The sequence below is a fragment of the Streptomyces sp. NBC_00984 genome (genome assembly GCF_045162475.1).
GTDB lineage: Bacteria > Actinomycetota > Actinomycetes > Streptomycetales > Streptomycetaceae > Streptomyces.
Genome location: NZ_CP108734.1, coordinates 1,751,537 through 1,771,787, shown reverse-complemented (window position 1 = coordinate 1,771,787; position 20,251 = coordinate 1,751,537). Strand labels below are relative to the sequence as shown.

Sequence of the window (20,251 nt, the reverse complement as noted above, 5' to 3'; positions counted from 1 at the left end):
TACCTTAGTTTGCAACAGGGCGAATTCGGGCCCGGGTTGACGATTCGTCAGCGCTCGATGCCGGGTTGTCCTATCGACAACACCGTGTGATTAGCTTAGGCTCACCTAAGTTTGCTGGGCAGCTCCGTCGGCGTGCCCACCTTTCGTACTTTCCCTACGCCTGACAGGCGGCTTTCCCGCACGATGGGAGTGACATGTCACAGGTTCTTCCTGGCGACGCACCACTGGTCCACGACCTGATCGGCATCGGCTTCGGCCCCTCCAATGTGGCCATGGCGATTGCGCTGAGCGAGCACAACTCAGGCGTCGGCAGGCAGGAGCCGGTCACCGCTCACTTCTTCGAGCAGCAGCCGAGCTTCGGCTGGCACCGCGGCATGCTGATCGACGACGCCACCATGCAGGTGTCCTTCCTCAAGGACCTGGTGACGCTCCGGAACCCGGCCAGCGAGTTCAGCTTCCTCTGCTACCTGCAGAGCAAGGACCGGCTGATCGACTTCATCAACCACAAGAACCTCTTCCCGCTGCGGGTGGAGTTCCACGACTACTTCGAGTGGGCCGCGGCCAAGGTCGACGACATGGTCTCCTACGGCCACGAGGTCGTCGCCGTCACGCCCTTCGTCCACGACGGTGCCGTGGAGTACCTGGACGTGACCGTCCGGTCGGGGGAGGGGCTGGAGGTCCACCGGGCCCGCAACCTCGTCGTCGGCACCGGGCTGCGCCCCCTCATGCCGGCGGGCGTGGAGCGCGGTGACCGGATCTGGCACAACTCCGACCTGCTGCGCAAGGTCGACGGCCTGGAGGGCACCTCGCCCTCGCGGTTCGTCGTCGTGGGTGCCGGGCAGAGCGCCGCCGAGAACGTCGCCTACCTGCACCGCCGCTTCCCCGGGGCCGAGGTCTGCGCGGTCTTCTCCCGCTACGGCTACAGCCCCGCCGACGACAGCAGTTTCGCCAACCGGATCTTCGACCCCGGGGCGGTCGACGACTACTTCACCGCGCCCGACAGCGTCAAGAGCCGGCTGATGGCCTACCACGGCAACACCAACTACTCCGTGGTGGACATCGACCTGATCGACGACCTGTACCGGCAGATGTACCAGGAGAAGGTCCTCGGCACCGAACGGCTGCGCTTCCTCAACGTGTCCCGGGTCAGCGACGTGGAGGAGATGCCCGACGGCGTCCGTGCCACCGTGAAGTCCCTCGTCACGGGCGAGGAGACGCTCCTGGACGCCGATGTCGTGGTGTTCGCCACCGGCTACAGCCCCGCCGACCCCCTCGGCCTCCTCGGCGAGGTCGCCGACCGCTGCCTGCGCGACGACGAGGGCCGCGTCCGCGTCGAGCGCGACTACCGCGTCTCGACCGACCCCGGTCTGCGCTGCGGGATCTACCTGCAGGGCGGTACGGAGCACACGCACGGCATCACGACGTCCCTGCTGTCCAACACCGCGATACGGGTCGGCGAGATCCTGGACTCACTGCTCGACCGGGGCGTCAAGTCCGCCTCCGACGAGGCCCGGCCGGTCGTCGACGGCACCGGAACAAAGGGATAACGAACGTCGACATGCGCACGACTGCAGTTGAGCGCCCCGCGCCCGGGGGTACGACAGAGGCCCGCCGGCGGCGGGCCGTGGGCCTGGTCGCGCTCGTGGTGATCCTCGTGGTCGCCGCGGCGGTGTCGTTGGCCGTCGGCACGCGCGCGCTGAGTCCCGCCGAGGTCTGGCACGGACTGTTCGCGGCGCCCGACGCCGACCGGCGGCTCACCGAGATCAGGCTCATCGTGCAGACCGTGCGGGTGCCCCGGACGGTGCTCGCGGTCGTGGCGGGCCTCGCGCTGGGGGTCGGCGGTGCGCTGATCCAGGGGTACACCCGCAACCCGATAGCCGATACGGGCCTGCTGGGGGTGAACTCCGGCGCCTCGTTCGCGGTGGTGTCGGTGATCGCCGTGTTCGGCTTCGCCGACCCGTTCCAGTACGTCTGGTTCGCCTTCGTGGGCGCGGGTGTCGCCGGCGTCGTCGTCTTCGGTCTGGCGAGCATCGGCCGGGGGGCGGGCAATCCGTTGACGCTCGCCCTGGCCGGGCAGGGGATCACGGTGTTCCTCGCGGCGATGACCACGGCGGTCGCGCTCTCCGACCGGAAGTCGCTGAACGCGCTGAGGTTCTGGAACGCGGGCTCCGTGGCCGGTGTCGGATTCGACGTCATCTGGCCGGTGACCGTGTTCATGGCGGCCGGACTGGTGCTGGCACTGATCACCCTGCCCGCCCTCAACCTGCTCAACCTGGGCGACGACGTGGCGCGGGGGCTGGGAGTGAACATCGCGCTGAGCCGGACCGTCGGCATCGTCGCCATCACCCTGCTCGCGGGTGCGGCCACGGCGGCCTGCGGCCCCATCGCCTTCCTCGGGCTCATGGTGGCCCATGTGGCCCGGTATCTGACCGGCCCCGACTACCGCTGGCTGGTGCCGTACGCGGGTCTGCTCGGATCTGTCGTCCTGCTGGTCTGCGACATCGTGGGGCGTCTGGTGGTGCGGCCGGGCGAGCTGGACGCGGGTGTGGTGGTCGCCCTTCTCGGCGCCCCGTTCTTCGCGATTGTGGTGTGGCGGGGAAAGTTCAGGAGCGCATGAACGGGACAGACGTGAACCCATCGGTGGCGCCGGGCGTACGGCTCGGCCATGTGTCGTTCGTATGGCGGCCCTGGCTCGTCCTGGTCACACTGCTGCTGCTGGCGGCGACCTTCCTGGTGTTCTGCCTCTCCATCGGGGTCGGGGACTTCCCCATCGGCCTGTCCAGGGTGATCGCCACGATCCTCGGCCGGGGCGAACAGATCGACGAGTTCGTGGTCATGGATCTGCGGATGCCGCGTGCCCTGGCCGGTCTCGTCGTGGGGGTCGCGCTGGGGGTGTCCGGGGCGATCACGCAGTCGGTCGCGCGCAATCCGCTCGCCAGTCCGGACATCCTGGGCATCACCGGGGGAGCGAGCGCGGTCGCGGTGTTCCTGGTGACGGTGTCGGGCGGGACCGCCGCGGCGGTCGTCGGCTCGGTGGGCCTGCCCGCGGCGGCACTCGCGGGCGGTCTCGGTACCGGGCTGCTGGTGTACTTCCTGGCGTGGCGGCGCGGGATCGACGGCTTCCGGCTCATCCTCATCGGCATCTCGGTGAGCGCCGTGATGGAGGCGATCACGACCTGGCTGCTGGTCTCGGCAGACATCAGGGACGTGGCCAGGGCCCAGGCGTGGCTGGTCGGTTCGCTGGACGACCGGTCGTGGGACCAGATCCGGGTGGCGTTCTGGTGCACGCTCGTCCTCATCATGGTGGTGGCCGGTGTCGCGTTCCAGTTCAAGCCGATGCACCTCGGCGACGAGGTCGCCGCCGGGCTGGGCGTCCGGTATTCGAGGGTGCGGGCGGTCCTGCTGTTGTGCGCGGTCCTGCTGGCCGCGGTGGCGGTGAGCGCGGCAGGCCCGGTCCCGTTCGTCGCCCTGGTGGCTCCGCAGGTGGCGATGCGTCTGGCGAGGTTCCCGACGCCGCCGATGGTGGCCTCCGGCCTGGTGGGAGCGTTGCTGCTGATCGGCTCGGACCTGGTCGCGCGCACCGCGCTGCCGATCACGCTCCCGGTCGGCGTGGTCACCGCCGCGATCGGCGGCCCGTTCCTCGTCTATCTGCTGGTGCGGGCGAACCTGAGGTAGACGGTAAGAAATAAGGCGAACCCAGACAAGGAGGGCTTGTGGCCGCTCAGTTCATCACCGAGATCGAGGCCGGGGTCGAGGACGTCCCACGGCTGGCAGCCAGGGGGGTCACCGTCGGGTACGGCGGCCGCACGGTCATCGACGATCTCGACGTGGTGATCCCTCCAGGGGTGATCACCACGATCATCGGTCCCAACGGCTGTGGGAAGTCCACCCTGTTGCGCACCCTGACCCGGCTGCTCAAGCCGGCCAAGGGGGCGGTCGTGCTGGATGGCGAGGACATCGGCAGGCTCAGGACCAGGGACGTGGCGAAGAAGCTCGGTCTGCTGCCGCAGGCACCGGTCGCGCCGGAGGGGCTGACGGTGGCCGACCTGGTCGCCAGGGGGCGTCACCCGCACCAGAGTTGGCTGCGGCAGTGGTCCTCGGACGACGCCGGTGTCGTGGAGCGCGCGCTGGCCATGACCGGGGTGTCCGAGCTGGCCGGCCGGCCGGTCGACTCGCTGTCCGGCGGACAGCGCCAACGCGTCTGGATCTCGATGACGCTGGCCCAGGGCACCGACCTGCTGCTGCTGGACGAGCCGACCACCTATCTGGACCTGGCGCACGCCATCGACGTGCTCGACCTGGTGGACGACCTGCACGAGTCGGGGTGCACCGTGGTCATGGTGCTGCACGACCTCAATCTGGCCACGCGCTACAGCGACAACCTCATCGTGATGCGGGAGGGATCCGTCCTGGCGCAGGGGCACCCGCGCGACGTGATCACCGCCGAGTTGCTGCGGGAGGCGTTCGGGCTGCACGCCATGGTGATCGACGACCCGGTGGGCGATCGGCCGCTCATCGTGCCGATCGGCCGTACGCACGTCCGGCTCGACCCGTAGTTCCTTGTGGCGTGCGGGCGCGGGCCGGAGCCCAACTCGTGCCCGACGGAGGGCGATTCAGAAGTTAGGCTAGGCTAGCCTAACTTATTCAGGATAAGGTTTGGCTGCCCTTACACAGAGGCGCAGTGGACAGTGTGAAAGCAAGGGATTCCGGATGCTTCTCCATCGATCGACGCGCGTGAGGCCCTGGCGGCGGGTGGCGGGGATACTGTCCGCCGCGACCCTGGGCGTCGGCCTCCTCGCGGGATGCGGTTCCGACTCTGCGGACAAGAAGGGCGACGACGCCCCGGCCACCGCCGCGGGCGCGTTCCCGGTCACCGTGGAGCACGCATTCGGATCCACGGAGATCACCAAGGCTCCCCGGCGCGTCGTCTCGGTGGGCTACACGGACGACCAGGCGATCCTGGCGCTCGGCATCAAGCCGGTCGGCATGGTCGACCAGTACCCGAACCCGGCGGGCAAGTCCCCCGACATCAACACCCAGTGGCCCTGGGTCAAGGACAAGTGGGGCGACACCCGCCCCGAGGTCATCATGAACAACGGTGACTCGGGCCCCAATTACGAGAAGATCGCCTCCCTGCGGCCGGACCTGATCATCGCGGTCTATTCCGAGATCGACCGGGCCGCCTACGAGAAGCTCTCCAAGATCGCCCCGACGGTGGGCCGCACCAAGGGCGAGAAGGAGCCCTTCAGCGCGCCGTGGCAGGACAACGCGCTGCACATCGCCAAGGCGCTCGGCAAGGAGAACGAGGGCACCGAGCTGGTCCAGGGCATCCAGGGCAAGCTCGACGCGGCCAAGAAGGCGCACCCGGAGTTCGCCGACCAGACCGCCGTGGTGCTGTCCTGGTACAAGGACTCCGTCGGACCGTTCACCTCCACCGACGTGCGCGGACGGTTGGTGACGGGTGCCGGCTTCAAGTACCAGACCAAGATCGACACGATCGCGGACGGCAAGTTCTTCACCGTGCTGTCCCCCGAGCGCATCGACCTGGTGGACGTCGACCGTATCTTCGTCATCAACGACAAGGCGGACACCGAGGCGTTGAAGAAGTCCAAGCTGTTCGCCAACCTGTCCGCCGTCAAGAACGGCAAGGTGTCGTACCTGCTGGACAGCGAGGGACCGGCGGTCGGCGCGGCCATGTCCCAGGGCACCCTGCTGTCGTTGCCCTACGCGATCGACGAACTCGTCAAGTCGGTCGACTAGAAATGCCGATCGGACTGCCCCGTCCCCGGAGAGATTTGGTCTTCGTGTGAGCGTCACCGACACCCCCGTCGCCCCGGCAACCCTGCGCACGGCGACGGGGGGCGAGGCCGCCGGGTGGGTCGCGACGCACTGCCGCCGGGCCCCGTGGCTGACGGCCTCCACCCTGCTCACCACGGTGGCCGGGGCGGCGCTCCAGGTGCTCCCCGTGCTTCTGCTGGGCCAGGTGGTCGACGGGGTGGTCGGTGGCGAATCGCGCTCGGTGCTCGTCAGGATCGGGGTACTGATGGTGGCCGCCGCGCTGCTCGGCGCGGTGGCCACCGCGGTGTCGACGTATCTGACCGGACGGCTGGGAGCGGATCTGCTCGCCCGGCTGCGGGAAGGCGCCGTCCGCGCGGTGCTGGGGATGCCGAGCGCACGCGTGGAACAGGTCGGCCGGGGCGATGTGCTGTCCCGGGTCGGTGACGACGTGGCCGTGCTGTCGAAGGGCATCCGGGCCGCCATCCCCACGGTGTTCTCCGCCGGTGTGCTGGTCGTCATCGCCACTGCGGGCATGTTCGGACTGGACTGGCGGCTCGGCCTGGCAGGCGCCGGCGCGCTGCCCGCGTACGTGCTGGCCCTGCGGTGGTACCTGCCCCGGTCCGCGCCGCTCTACCGGAAGCAGCGGGCGGCCCAGGCCGACCGTGCGCAGGCGTTGATCAGTGGTCTGAACGGGATCGATACGGTCCGGGCGTACCGCATGGAGGACGCCGTCCGCGAGAAGGTCACCCGCGAGTCGTGGCGGGTGCGCGAGTACGGCGTCGACGTGTTCCGGTTCTTCGGACGGTTCGTCGGCAGGGAGAACCGCGCCGAGTTCATCGGGCTGACCCTGATCGTCGTGGTGGGATACGCCCTGCTGGAGGCCGACGCCGCCAGCCTGGGCGAGGTGTCGGCGGCTCCGCTGATGTTCCACCGGCTGTTCACCCCGCTGGGCGCCATCATGTTCACCTTCGACGAGGCGCAGAAGTCGGGCGCGAGCCTCACCCGGCTGGTCGGGGTGCTGGGGGAGCCCGCGGAGGACCGGCTGGTGGGAGACGTGTCCGTCCCGGCCGCGGACACCGGACCGTGTCCGGTGACGGTGGAGGGCCTGACCTTCAGCTATCCCGACACCGACGAACCGGTCCTGCGGGATGTGAACCTGTCCATCCCGGCCGGTGGTTCGCTCGCCCTGGTGGGGGCGACGGGTGCGGGCAAGTCGACGCTGGCCGCGCTGATCGCCGGCACAGGGACCCCGCAGGCCGGGTCGGTGCGCATCGGGTCGCAGGACCTCGCCGGTCTGGACGAGGCGGGGGCGCGGGCCCTGGTGAGCATCCTGACGCAGGAGACGCACGTGTTCTCGGGCCCGCTCGCCGACGACCTGCGGCTCGCCGCGCCCGGGGCCGACGATGCCGAGCTGATGGACGCCTTGCGTACGGTCGGCGCCGACAGGTGGGTCGAGCTGCTGCCCGACGGGCTGGACACCATGGTCGGCGAGGGCGGCGAGCGCCTGGACGTCACCCAGGTCGCCCAGATCGCCCTCGCCCGGCTGGTGTTGGGCCGCTCGCCGGTGGTGGTGCTCGACGAGTCGACCGCGGAGGCGGGCAGCGAGGGTGCCGCCGAGCTGGAGCGGGCCGTGCTGGCCGCGTGCTCGGGCCGGACCACGCTGTTCGTGGCGCACCGGCTGACCCAGGCCATGGCGGCGGACCGGATCGCCGTGCTGTCCGCGGGACGCGTGGTGGAGGAGGGAACGCACGGGGAGCTGGTGGCTCTGGGTGGCCAGTACGCGCGACTGTGGCGCGCCTGGAGAGAGGGTAGTTAGGTGAGCCTCAGTGAGGTTAGGCTAACCTTCATATCTCGGAAGGATGCTGAGTCTTCGATGATGGAACCGAGCGCCCCGCGCGTACTGCTCTCTCCCACCCGCCTGGCCGACGTGCGCCGTCGAACCGGGGACTACGGTGACCGGACCATCGCCGAAGCGTGTGCCATCGGGCTGTCGTACTGGGCGACCGGCCTCGGCCCCGACGGCATGGACCTCACCCCCGGCACGCTCTTCGCCGACCTCCTCGGGTGGGTCGACAACGGCGGTGCCGGGAGCGGCGACTGGGAGGCCGGCGCGGACGGCCGGAGCATCACCGTCCCCGACGGCGTCGTGCTTGCCGACGCGCAGCTCGCACTGGACGACCTGGCCGACTTCCCGGACCGGCCCATCGGTACCATCGGCCCGTCCGGCCCGGCGGCGAGGCTCGAAGCCCTGGCCGGGTGGAACGACACCCGGGCCGACCGGGTCCGCCCGACCATCATGGAGATGTTCCGCGAGCAGGCGCGCGCCAGGCCGGACGCGGTCGCGATCGTCGATGAGCACCGGTCGCTGACGTATCGCCAGGCGGCGGCATACTCCAGCCAGTTGGCCCATCATCTGATCGAACGAGGTCTCACCTCCGAGCAGGTCGTCGGGATCTCGCTCGGCCGCTCCGCCGACATGGTCATCGGGCTCCTCGCCGTGCTCCAGGCGAAGTGCGCGTTCGTGCCGCTCGATCCGCAGTGGCCCGCCGCGCGACGGGCCGTCGTCGTCGAGGACGCCCGGGTCGTGCTCCAGCTCAACGACTCGGGCGAGCACGGCGCTGGCGAACCGGACGCCGTGGCCGTCGACCTCGGAGACTGGGGGTTCGGCGCCCACCCGGCCGAGGCACCGGAGGCGACCGTCCCCGGCGCGGCCCTGGCGTACGTGATCTTCACGTCCGGTTCGACCGGACGGCCCAAGGGCGCCATGATCCGGCACGAGGCGATCAGCGAGCGCCTGCTGTGGCAGGTCGACGAGATCCTGCGCTTCGGCCACGACGACGCGTCACTGTTCAAGGCGCCGTTGTCCTTCGACATATCCATCAACGAGATCTTCCTGCCGCTGGTCTCCGGCGGCCGGCTGGTGATCCTGCGGCCCGGCGGTGAACGCGACCCGCACCACCTGCTGAGCGTCATCGCCGAGCAGCGCGTCACCTTCACCTACCTGGTGTCGTCCATGCTGGACGTGCTGCTGGAGATCGCGGGCGACTCCGGCCGCCTGGACAGCCTGCGGCACGTGTGGTGCGGCGGCGAGGTGCTGACACCGGAGCTGTACGAGCGGTTCCGCGCCCGGCTCGGCATCCCCCTGTACCACGGCTACGGCCCGGCCGAGACGACCATCGGCGTCTCCCACGTCATCTACCGGGGTGCGGCCGAACGCCTGTCGACATCGATCGGCAGGGCCAACCCCAACACCCAGCTGTACGTGCTGGACGACGAACTGCGCCCGGTCCCGGTCGGGGTCGGCGGCGAGCTGTACGCGGGAGGGCACCTCCTGGGGCGCGGGTACGTCAACGCGCCCGGCCTGACGGCGTCCCGGTTCGTGGCGAACCCCTTCGCCGAGGACGGGTCCCGGCTGTACCGGACCGGTGACCTGGCGCGGTTCGCCCCCGACGGGTCGCTGGACTTCCTCGGCCGCGCCGACAACCAGATCAAGATCCGCGGCATGCGGCTGGAGATCGAGGACGTCGAGGTCGGCCTCGCGGAACACCCCGGGGTACGGCACACCTGCGTGGTCGCGAAGAAGAACGCCGCGGGCGGCACCTACCTGGTGGGGTACGTGATCCCGGCCGCCGGCCACGAGGAGCTGCGGGCGGACGAGGTCAAGGAGTGGGCCGCCCGGCACCTGGTGGAGTACATGGTGCCCGCCCATCTCGTCGTGATGAAGGAGTTCCCGCTCACCGCGAACGGCAAGCTCGACCGGGGCGCCCTGCCGGAGCCCGCGATCGGCACGGGCCCCGTGGTGGCGCCCGCCACCGACGACGAACGGGCGGTGTGCGCGGCCGTCGCGTCGGTGCTGCGGCTGGAGAGGGCCGGTGTCGACCAGGACTTCTTCCAGCTCGGCGGAGACAGCATTCTGGCGATCTCACTGCTGAGCGCGCTGCGGGACGACGGCCTCTACGTCACCGCACGGCAGATCTTCACCCACAGCGTTCTCGGCGCACTGGCCGCGGTGGCGAGCCGCGAGGACGTCTCCGCCGTGGACCACGGCGATGTCGCGACCGGTTCCGTCGTGGGATCGCCCATCGTGCAGTGGCTCGGCCGGGCCACGGACGCGATCGACGGCTTCGTGCAGTCGGTCGTACTGAACACGCCGGCGGAGCTGACCGCCGACGCCCTCGACGAGATCCTCGCCGCCGTGCTCGGACGGCACGACATGCTGCGCGCCAGGCTGGTGCGCGGCGACCGCTGGGGCTTCGACATCCCCGAGGCCGGCCCGGCCGTCGTGGGGTGGCAGGAGAGCGACCGCCCGCTGGAGGAGTGTGTCGCGCTCGCCACCGACGGGCTCGACCCGGCGGGCGGTGTGATGCTGCGCGCCGTGTGGCGCCGCGAGGCGCGGCAACTGGTCCTGGTCGCCCACCACGTCGTGATCGACGGCGTGTCCTGGCGGATCCTGATGGACGACCTGGCCACGGCATGGCGCCGGTTCGCCTCGGGCACGCCGATCGAACTGCCCCCCGTGGGCACGTCGTTCCGGCGCTGGACGCAGCTGCTGGAGCGGGCGGCATCCGATACGGACCGTACCCACTTCCAGCGCCCCCTGCCGGGTGCCGACGCACCACTGGGCAGACGTACGCGGACCGAGGCCGACACCGTCGCCCGGGAGCGGACACGGACCTTCTCCGTCGGGCCCGAGGACACGGCCGCGCTGCTGGGCGAGATCCCCGCGAGGTTCCACGCGGGCGTCAACGACGTACTGCTGACCGCGCTCGCCGTCACCCTCGCCCGGTGGCGCCGCGACCTCGGGCAGGACCAGACGTTCGCCCACATCGAACTGGAGGGACACGGCCGCGAGAGCCGTTACGTGGCGGACGCGGCCGGCTTCGAGCCGGAACTGTCGCGGACCGTGGGCTGGTTCACCACCCTGTTCCCGGTGACCGTGGACCCCGGCGCGGCAGCCGACTTCACCGCACCCGCGTACCTGGCCGCCGCCCTCAGGGCGGTCAAGGAGGATCTCGCCGCGGTGCCCGGCAACGGCGTCTCCTACGGTGCCCTGCGCTACCTGACCGACACCGGACTGTCCACGCCCGCACCGCAGGTGCTGTTCAACTACCTGGGCCGCTTCGACGCCGGCGCCGCCGGAGACTGGCAGCTCGCGGGCACCACGGGGCAGTTGGGCGAGAAGCGCGACCCGAGGATGCGCATGCCGCGCGCCCTGGAGTTCAACGCCATCGCCGAACCCGACGCGAGTGGCGCGTACGAGCTGGTCACCACCCTCTCCTGGCCCGACGGGATGTTCACCGACGAGGACATCACCACCCTCGGCGAGTACTTCCGGGCCGCCCTGTCCGCCCTCGCCGCACTCGAAGAGGGCGGCCACTCTCCCAGCGACTTCCCCCTGGTGCGGCTCACCCAGGCCGACGTCGACGACCTGGACGGCCCGGCGCTGCGGGACATCCTGCCGCTGACCCCCTTGCAGGAGGGCCTGTACTTCCACTCGGTCTTCGACGACGACGCGACCGGAAGCTACGTCGAGCAGCAACTGCTGACGCTGGACGGCGACGTGGACGCCGGCCGGCTCGCGGCGGCGGCCACCCGACTGCTCACCCTGTACCCCAATCTGGCCGCCCGGTTCACGGCCCTCGCCGACGGCCGGGTCGTCTCCGTCGTTGAGAGCGGCGCGGAGGCGCCCTTCACCACGCTGGACCGCCCCTCCCTCACCGACGACGAGATCCGCGACCACGCCGAGCGGGACCGCCGCGCCGGTTTCGACCTGGCCACCGGGCCGCTGATGCGCTACACGCTCATCCGGGCCGGCTCCGGCCGCACCGTCCTGGTGCAGACCGTGCACCACATCGTCGCCGACGGCTGGTCGGTGCCGCCGATGCTCCGCGCGCTGCTGGCCGAGTACCACGCGCCGGGGACCGCGTACCCGCTCGGCGGCTACCGCGACTACGTGGCCTGGCTCGCCGGGCGCGACCACGACGAGAGCGACCGGGTGTGGCGCGGCGAACTCGCCGGTCTGCCCGGCCCCTCGCTGGTCGCCGAAGGACACACCCCCTCCGAACGGTTCGCCGACACCGCCGTCGAGCCCGCCGACGACCTCGACGCCGCCGCCCGGTCGGCCGGCGTGCCCCTGAGCGTGGCCGTGCACAGCGCGTGGGCGGTGACGCTGGGCGGCATCCTGCACGGCAGGGACGTCGTGTTCGGTTCCACGGTGTCCGGGCGCGACGCGGAGGTGCCCGGCATCGAGGACATGGTGGGCCTGTTCATCAACACGATCCCCGTGCGCGCCCGGTGGGCCGCCGCCACCACGGCGCGCGAGCTGCTCGCCGCGGTGAAGGAACACCGGAGCACGGTGCTGGCGCACCAGCACGTCTCACTGGCGAGGATCGGCCGCCGGGCCGGCACCGGCCCCCTCTTCGACACCCTGGTGGTGTTCGACGTCGCGGCCGATGTGGACGCCCTGCGCGGCCCCGAGGACGAGCTGGTCATCACCGGCATCGTCAACGAGGGCGCCCCGCACTACCCGTTGACGCTGGTGGTGGAGCGCGCCACCGACGGCCGACCGCGCTTCAACCTGATCCACGACGGTGAACTGCTGCGCCGGGAGAGCGCCGAGGCGATCCTGCGCACGTTCACCCGGACCCTCACCGGCCTGCTCGACCGGCCGGACGCCCTGGTCGACGATCTGGCCCCCGAGGCCGGCCGGAGCCCGGCGCGGATCTCCCCGGCGACCCTGGGCGAGCTGTTCGACGCCGCCGCGAACCGTGACCCGGCGGCCACCGCCGTCACCCAATGCGCTCTCGACGGCAGTGCCCGGTCCCTGACCTACGGTGAACTCGCGGACGCCAAGAACCAGTTGGCCTCAGCCCTGCGCGCGGCCGGTGCCGGGCCGGGCCGGCGGGTCGCCGTCGCCGTCCCGCGCTCCGTGGAGCAGGTCGTTGCCCTGGTCGCGGTCGTCGGCGCGGGCGGCGCGTACGTGCCGCTGGACCTGGCGTACCCGGACGAGCGGCTGGAGCACATCCTCGCCGACGCCGCCCCGCAGGTCGTGCTCGTGGACCGTGAACAGCAAGGCCGCTTCACCCGCCTGCTGGCCCGAGCGGAGGTGAAGGCCCGGGTGCTCGTCCAGGGCGACGAGCTGCCACGGGCCACCACCGCCGGGCCCGGGGCCGACTGGCACGATCCCGCGTACGTCATCTACACGTCGGGCTCGACCGGCCGGCCCAAGGGCGTCGCCGTCCCGCACTCCAGCGTGGTGACGCTCCTCACGAACACCCGGCCCGACATGGGCTTCGGCCCGCACGACGTATGGGTCCAGTTCCACTCCTTCTCCTTCGACTTCGCGGTCTGGGAGCTGTGGGGCGCGCTGGTGCACGGCGGCGAACTGCTGGTGCCGGAGTACGCGCTGACCCGCTCCCCGGTCGACTTCCACCGGCTGGTCCGCGAGCGCGGGGTGACCGTGCTCAACCAGACCCCCTCGGCGTTCTACCGGTTCATCGAGGCCGACCGGCTCGCCGGTGAACCGGTCACGGCGCTGCGCCGGATCGTCTTCGGAGGCGAGGCGCTGGACCTCGGGCGGCTGCGCGGCTGGGTCGAGCGGCACGGCACCGGTACGCCCGAGCTGGTCAACATGTACGGCATCACCGAGACCACCGTCCATGTCACCCACCGGGTGCTGACCGACGAGGACTTCGGCCCCGGCGACGACGTCAGCCCGATCGGCGGTCCGATCCCCGGCCTGGTCACCCACCTGCTCGACGACCGGCTCCGGCCGGTGCCGCCGGGCCGGGTGGGCGCCATCTACGTCGCCGGGGACCAGGTGTCGCTCGGCTACCTGGGCCGACCCGGGCTCACCGCGGGCCGGTTCGTGGCGAACCCCTTCGCAGCCGACGGCTCCCGCATGTACCACACGGGCGACCTCGCCCGCCGCACGCTCGACGGCGAGCTGGAGTTCGTCGGCCGCGCCGACGACCAGGTGCAGCTCAAGGGATTCCGCATCGAGCTCGGCGAAGTGGAGTCGGCGGTCAGGGAACTCGACGGTGTCGTCGATGCGGCCGTCACCGTGGCGGACAGCGGTGACCACCTCGTCGCACACGTCGTGGGCCGGGTGCCCGGAGACTTCACCGCGCTGCTGTCCACCAAGCTGCCCGTCCACATGGTGCCGGGCCGGGTGCTGCCGGTCGACGCCCTGCCGCTGACGGTCAACGGCAAGCTGGACCGCAAGGCCCTGGGCGAGCGCGCCGCACAGGACGACACCCCGGTGGCCACGAGCGACTCCGCACTCACCGCACTGGTCGACGTCTTCGCCGCGGCGCTGCCCGGCGTCGCGGTGGACGCCGACACCGATTTCTTCGGCGCCGGGGGCGACAGCATCGTCGCCATCACCGTGATCAACCGGGCCAGGGCGCTCGGCCTGCCGATCGTCCCCCGGGACGTGTTCCTGCTGAAGACGCCGCGCGCGCTTGCCGACCACCTGGCCGCGCGGGCCCCGCAGCCCGTGGCGTCCGCGCCGTCCCGCCGCGAGGACGGCCCGTTGCCGGCCACCCCGATCATCCTGCGCCAGCGCGAACTGGGCGGTTCGCTCGCCCGGTTCGCCCAGGCCAGGGCAGTGGTGGCGGCCGAGGGCACCGACCTCGCCGACGCCCGGCGCGCCGCGAACGCCGTCGTGGCCGCACACCCGGCCCTCCGGTTGCGGCTGCGCGTCGAGCACGGTGTGTGGTCCCTGCGTACCGAACCCGCCCGCGAGGTCGCCGTCCTGCCGACCGACGCCCGCGACGCGACGGCCGCGGCGAACGAGGCCGCCGGACGGCTCGATCCCGGCTCCGGGGACGTCATCGCCTTCTCCTGGCTGGCCGCGAGCCGGACCCTGGTGGTCACCGTGCACCACCTCGCCGTCGACGCGGTGTCCTGGCTGGTCCTCCTCGACGACCTGGCCACCGCCATGAGCGGGGCGGCCCTGGCACCACCCACCACGTCCTACGCCGAGTACGCCGAAGCGCTGGCGGTGCGGTCCGCACGGGTCACCGACGACCTCGGACACTGGATCACCACGCTCGGGGCCCCCGCCCTGCTGCCCGAGGTCCAGGACCCGCGCGAGACCACGGTCGTGCTCGCGCCCGAGGTGAGCGACCGGGTGACGCGCAGCGCCCCCGCCGCATTCGGCCTGGGTCTCACCGAGTTGCTGTGCGGCGCCCTGCGCACCGCGCTGACCCGCGTCCAGCCCACACCCACCGACCTCGCGATCGAACTGGAGCGGCACGGCCGGGTCCCGGCCCTGGAACACCACGACTACTCCCGTACCGTCGGCTGGTTCACCGCCATCGCACCGGTGCGGCTCACGGCGCACACCGACCCGGTCGCGGCGGCGCGCGAGGTCGCCGAGCGCCAGCCGGACGAGTGCGGGCACGTCGCCTACGGCCTGCTCAGGTACCTCAACCCGCAGACGGCACCGCTGTTGGGCGCCCGCCCGCAGGTGCTGTTCAACTACCTCGGCCGGGGCTGCGAGTCCAGGGCGCTGCACGTCACCGGCGGTGACCAGGGCAGCCCGTACGCCGTCGAGGTCAACGCGTGGACCGACGACGCCACCGGAAGCCTGCACGCGGCCTTCACCCTCGCCGAGGGCATACCCGACGGGATCACCGAGCACTGGCGCGGCGCGCTGGAGCACCTGGCGGACGCCGCCGCGACGGCCGAGCGCACGGCACCGGTCACCCCGCTCCAGCGGGGCCTGTTCTTCCAGGCCCAGATGGCGGGCGCGGCCGGACACTACGTCGCGCAGAGCTGGTTCACCTTCGAGCGGCGCCTGGACACCGACGCGCTGGCCGAGGCGATGGCGTACGTGATCGCGCGGCACCCGGTCGTGGGCGCCGGCTTCACCACCGACGACGACGGCAACCCGGTCCAGGTCCTCAAGGCGGGCCGGCGGGTCGACGTCCGCACGATCGCCGCGACGTCGGACGCGGAGGTCGAGGCGCTGCGCACCCGGGACCGCGAGTCGGGGTTCGACCCGGTCGAGCCGCCACTGGTCCGGCTGACCGTGGTGCGGCTGCCGGACGGCCGGGACGGCCTGCTGCTCAGCTACCACCTGCTGCTCTGGGACGGCTGGTCCCGGGAGATCGTCCTGCGGGACCTTTTCGACGCGTACGAGGCCGTCGTGGCGGGCGAGCCGCCCGCCGCGACCCCGGCCGTGCCGAGCTTCGAGGAGTACGCCCGGACGCTCGACGCCAGGGACCCCGCGGTGTCGAACCGCTTCTGGGCGGAGCACCTGGCCGGGCTCCCGGGCCCGACGCTGCTCGCCGGACCGGCCCCGGCCCTGTCGGACGACCTGCCGCGCGCTCTCGTGTACACGCTCTCCGCCGAACTGTCACAGCTGCTGCGGGACGCGGCCAGGGTGCACGGCGTCACCCTGAACACGGTGCTGACCGGCGCGTTCGGCCTCCTTCTCGGCGCACACACGGGGCGCGGTGACGCCGTGTTCGGCGTGACCGTCTCGGGCCGGGAGGGCGAGGGCCACGCCGGCATCGTCGGTGTGCTGCTCAACACGGTGCCCATGTGGACCCGGGCACGGCCCGACGACACGGTCGGCGCGTACCTGTCGGCCGTACAGGCGGCCAGGGTCGAGGCGATGGAGCACGAGCACCTGGGGCTCGGCGAGATCCAGCGGGCCAGTGGGCACGACACCCTGTTCGACAACCTGTTCGTGCTCCAGAACTTCCTGGACCTGGACGCGTTCGCCGAGATGAACGCCAGGCACGGCATCACCTCGGTGCAGGCCGACGACTCCACGCACTACCCGTTCACCTGGGTCGTCACGCCCGGCGACCGGCTCACGGTCAAGCTGGAGCACCGCGACGACGACCCCGCGGGCGCCCGTCGCCTCCTCGACGACTACCTCCGCGTGCTGGAGGACCTGGCCCGGTCGACGGGGCGGGTGGGCGCGCTTCCGGGCCTCGCCCCGGTCCCCGGACCGGCCGAGCGCACCGAAGTCGGCACGGACACCGTCGTCGACCGCTTCGACCGGGCGGCGGACCGCGATCCCGAGCGGATCGCGCTCGTCGCCCACGGCTCGACCATGACGTTCGCCCAACTCCGGGACCGCAGCCGTGCGGTGGCGGGTGTGCTCGCCCGGCGGGGCATCGGCCCCGAGACGATGGTGGGCCTCGCGATCCCGCGCTCCCTCGACTCGATCGTGGCGCTGTTCGCCGTGCTGCGCGTCGGCGCCGCCTACGTACCGCTGGAACTGGACCACCCGGACGAGCGGATCGCGACCATCGTCGCGGACGCCCGGCCCGAGGCGATCCTCACCGTGAGCGCCGTGTCGCCCCGGCTCGGCGGCGAGCTGATCGAGCTGGACCGCCCCCTGCCCGAGGCCGATCCGTACGTGACGTTCGCACCGGACGACCCGGACCGTCTGCGGCACCCCGCGTACACGATCTACACCTCCGGATCGACCGGGAAGCCCAAGGGCGTGGTGACCGAGTACGCCGGGCTCACCAACATGCTGATCAACCATCAGCGTCGGATCTTCGAGCCGGTCCTCGCCGAGCACGACCACCGGGTCTTCAGGATCGCGCACACCGTGTCGTTCGCGTTCGACATGTCGTGGGAGGAGCTGCTGTGGCTCGCCGACGGCCACGAGGTCCACATCTGCGACGAGGAACTGCGCCGCGACGCCCCCCGTCTGGTCGAGTACTGCCGTGAGCACGGGATCGACGTCATCAACGTGACCCCGACCTATGCGCAGCAGCTGGTGGCCGAGGGCCTGCTCGACAACCCGGCACGGCGGCCGGCGCTGGTGCTGCTGGGCGGCGAGGCCGTCACCCCGACGCTCTGGCAGCGGCTCGCCCGGACCGAGGGAACGGTCGGCTACAACCTGTACGGGCCCACCGAGTACACCATCAACACCCTCGGCGTCGGCACCTTCGAGTGCCAGGATCCGGTGGTGGGCGTCGCGATCGACAACACCGAGGTGTACGTACTGGACCCGTGGCTGCGGCCGCTGCCCGACGGGGTCCCCGGTGAGCTGTACGTATCGGGCATCGGCATCGCGCGCGGCTACCTCGGGCAGAGCGCCCGGACCGCCCACCGCTTCGTCGCGTGCCCGTTCGGCGGGCCCGGCGAGCGCATGTACCGCACCGGCGACCTGGTGGTCCGCCGGCCCGACGGGAACCTGACGTACCTGGGCCGCACCGACCAGCAGGTCAAGATCCGCGGACACCGGGTCGAACCGGGGGAGGTCGAGGCCGTGTTCGCGGCGCACCCGGCGGTGCGGTTCGCCGCCGCGGTCGCCCAGCCCGACCCGCAGGTCGACGGCGCGTACCGGCTGGCCGCCTATCTCGTGCTGGAGGGAGCGGACCTGGCACGGGTCGCCGCCGAAGTGGGCGCCGGTCTGCCGGACTTCCTGCGCCCGACGCATTTCGCCCAGGTCGACAGCATCCCGCTGACCGTGAACGGGAAGGCCGACACCAGGGCGCTGCCGGAGGCCAGGCCGCTCGGCGCGCTGACCACCGGGGGAGAGCGCGGCCCGGAGACAGAGAACGAGATCACGGTGTGCGAGTTCTTCGCCGAGGCACTGGACCTGGACGACGACGAGGTGAGCGCGGTGAGCGACTTCGTGTCCCTCGGAGGGCACTCCATGCTGGCGGTGCGGCTGACCGGGCTGCTCCGCCGTGAGTACGGTCCTGTGATCACGATCCGTGATCTGTTCACCCTGCGAACCCCGGAAGCGATTGCCCGCCACCTTGATGAAAACTCCTGACACGCAGCGGCCCCGGCCGGGGTCGGACATCCTGCGGACCGCGCTGCGCCGCAACGTCGGCGCCATGGTCCGGGGCACCGTCCTCATGGGCCTGTACCAGGCGGGGGAGACCGCCTTCCCCATCGCGCTCGGCGTGATCGTCGAGCACACCATGCAGGACCGGAGCCCGAGCGCGCTCGGCCTGTCGATCGGCGCGCTGGCCGTGATCATCACGACGGTGTCGCTGTCGTGGCGGTTCGGGATGCGCGTCCTGCAGAAGGCCAACACGACCGAGGCGCACCGCTGGCGGGTGCAGGTGGCCGCCTGCGGGCTCCAGCCGGTGGCCAGGGACGTCGACCTGAAGTCCGGCGAGGTGCTGACCATCGCCACCGAGGACGCCGACCAGACCGCCGACATCGTCGAGGTGGTGCCGCTGCTGATCAGCTCCCTGGTCGCGGTGGTGGTCGCGGCGGTCGCGCTGTCCCTGGCCGACATCCGGCTCGGCCTGCTGGTGGTCGTGGGGACCGTCGCGATCCTGTCGATCCTGGCCGTGTTGTCCAGGCGGATCGGCGCCAGTACCCGCGAACAGCAGGCCCGGGTGGCGCGGGCGGGTGCGAAGGTCGCCGACCTGATCATCGGCCTGCGCCCGCTGCACGGCTTCGGCGGCAACCACGCGGCGTTCGGGTCCTACCGGAAGGTCAGCACGGACGCGAAGCGCCAGGCGATCACGGTCGCCCGGGTGAACGGCACGTACGCGGGCACCGCGCTGGCCCTCAACGCGGTCCTCGCCGCCGCCGTGTCCCTGACGGCGGGCGGGCTGGCGTTCGACGGCCGGATCACCATCGGGGAACTGGTCATGGCCGTGGGCCTCGCGCAGTTCATCATCGAACCGCTCAAGATGTTCTCGGAGATGCCCAAGTACGTGATGATGGCGCGCGCGTCGGCCGAGCGGATGGCGCTGGTGCTCTCCGCTCCACCGGTGGCGACGCCGGGCTCGCAGCGTCCGGCCGAGGGCGGAGGCCTCGCGGTCGACTGCGTGCGGCACGGGTCCCTGCGCAGGCTGAAGTTCGAGGTGGCCGCCGGTGAGTTCGTGGCGATCGCCGTCTATCAACCGCGTGCGGCGGCCGACCTCGCGTCGGTCCTCGCGGTGAACGTCGCGCCCGACGCGTACGAGGGAGAGGTGCGGCTCGGCGGGCAGCCGATCGCGGAGCTGTCGATCGAGGCGGTCCGCGAACACATGCTGGTGAATCCGTACGACGGGGAGATCTTCGCGGGCACGCTCCGCACGAACATCGACCCGTCGGGCACCAGCCGGCGGATTCCCGAGGCCGTCGAGGCGTCCATGCTGACCGATGTCGTCGCTCTCCACCGCGACGGGCTCGACTACGCGGTCCGCGACCGCGGGGCGAACCTTTCCGGGGGGCAACGGCAGCGGCTGTCCCTGGCCCGTGCCCTGGCCGCCGACAGCGACGTGCTGGTCCTGCACAACCCGACGACAGCCGTCGACGCGGTCACCGAGCAGCTCGTCGCGCGCAACGTCGCGAAGATGCGCCGCGGCCGTACCACGGTCGTGATCACCAGCAGCCCGGCCCTGCTGGACGCCGCCGACCGTGTTCTCGTCCTGGACGACGGCGTCATCACCGCCGAGGACACCCACCGCAACCTCCTGGCCGGTGACGCCGACTACTGCCTGGCCGTGGCCCGGTGAAGCCCCGGGCGGTTCCGGGGACGTGCCCG

At 71.6% G+C, this 20,251-nt stretch carries 8 protein-coding genes; all 8 read left to right on the top strand.

The genetic code is table 11. The features are described from left to right. Positions 1-194: 194 nt before the first annotated feature. The 8 genes from OG520_RS07640 (at position 195) to OG520_RS07605 (ending at position 20,222) form a co-directional block, all read left to right on the top strand. Positions 195-1,547 (top strand): lysine N(6)-hydroxylase/L-ornithine N(5)-oxygenase family protein, encoded by a 1,353-nt coding sequence (locus tag OG520_RS07640; RefSeq protein WP_399333045.1) that lies wholly within the window; start codon positions 195-197, stop codon positions 1,545-1,547. Positions 1,548-1,558: 11 nt separating this feature from the next. Continuing rightward, positions 1,559-2,617: a FecCD family ABC transporter permease gene (locus OG520_RS07635; RefSeq protein ID WP_406012659.1), complete on the top strand. Its 1,059-nt coding sequence runs from the start codon at positions 1,559-1,561 to the stop codon at positions 2,615-2,617. Beyond that, positions 2,614-3,675, top strand: coding sequence for a FecCD family ABC transporter permease (locus OG520_RS07630; protein ID WP_406012658.1), 1,062 nt, complete (start codon positions 2,614-2,616; stop codon positions 3,673-3,675). Before OG520_RS07635 ends, OG520_RS07630 begins: the two co-directional genes overlap by 4 nt. Positions 3,676-3,713: 38 nt before the next feature. Next, positions 3,714-4,556 carry an ABC transporter ATP-binding protein gene (locus OG520_RS07625; RefSeq protein WP_399333039.1) on the top strand — a complete coding sequence of 281 codons (843 nt, stop codon included), beginning with the start codon at positions 3,714-3,716 and terminating at the stop codon, positions 4,554-4,556. 154 nt (positions 4,557-4,710) lie between these two features. Next, positions 4,711-5,760, top strand: coding sequence for an iron-siderophore ABC transporter substrate-binding protein (locus OG520_RS07620; protein WP_406012657.1), 1,050 nt, complete (start codon positions 4,711-4,713; stop codon positions 5,758-5,760). Between the two features lie 46 nt (positions 5,761-5,806). Next, positions 5,807-7,594: an ABC transporter ATP-binding protein gene (locus tag OG520_RS07615; protein ID WP_406012656.1), complete on the top strand. Its 1,788-nt coding sequence runs from the start codon at positions 5,807-5,809 to the stop codon at positions 7,592-7,594. A gap of 57 nt (positions 7,595-7,651) precedes the next feature. Then, entirely contained in the window at positions 7,652-18,535 is a 10,884-nt protein-coding gene (locus tag OG520_RS07610; RefSeq protein WP_406012655.1) for an amino acid adenylation domain-containing protein, read from the top strand. Continuing rightward, positions 18,522-20,222, top strand: coding sequence for an ABC transporter ATP-binding protein (locus OG520_RS07605; protein WP_406012654.1), 1,701 nt, complete (start codon positions 18,522-18,524; stop codon positions 20,220-20,222). Before OG520_RS07610 ends, OG520_RS07605 begins: the two co-directional genes overlap by 14 nt. The last annotated feature ends 29 nt before the right edge of the window (positions 20,223-20,251 follow it).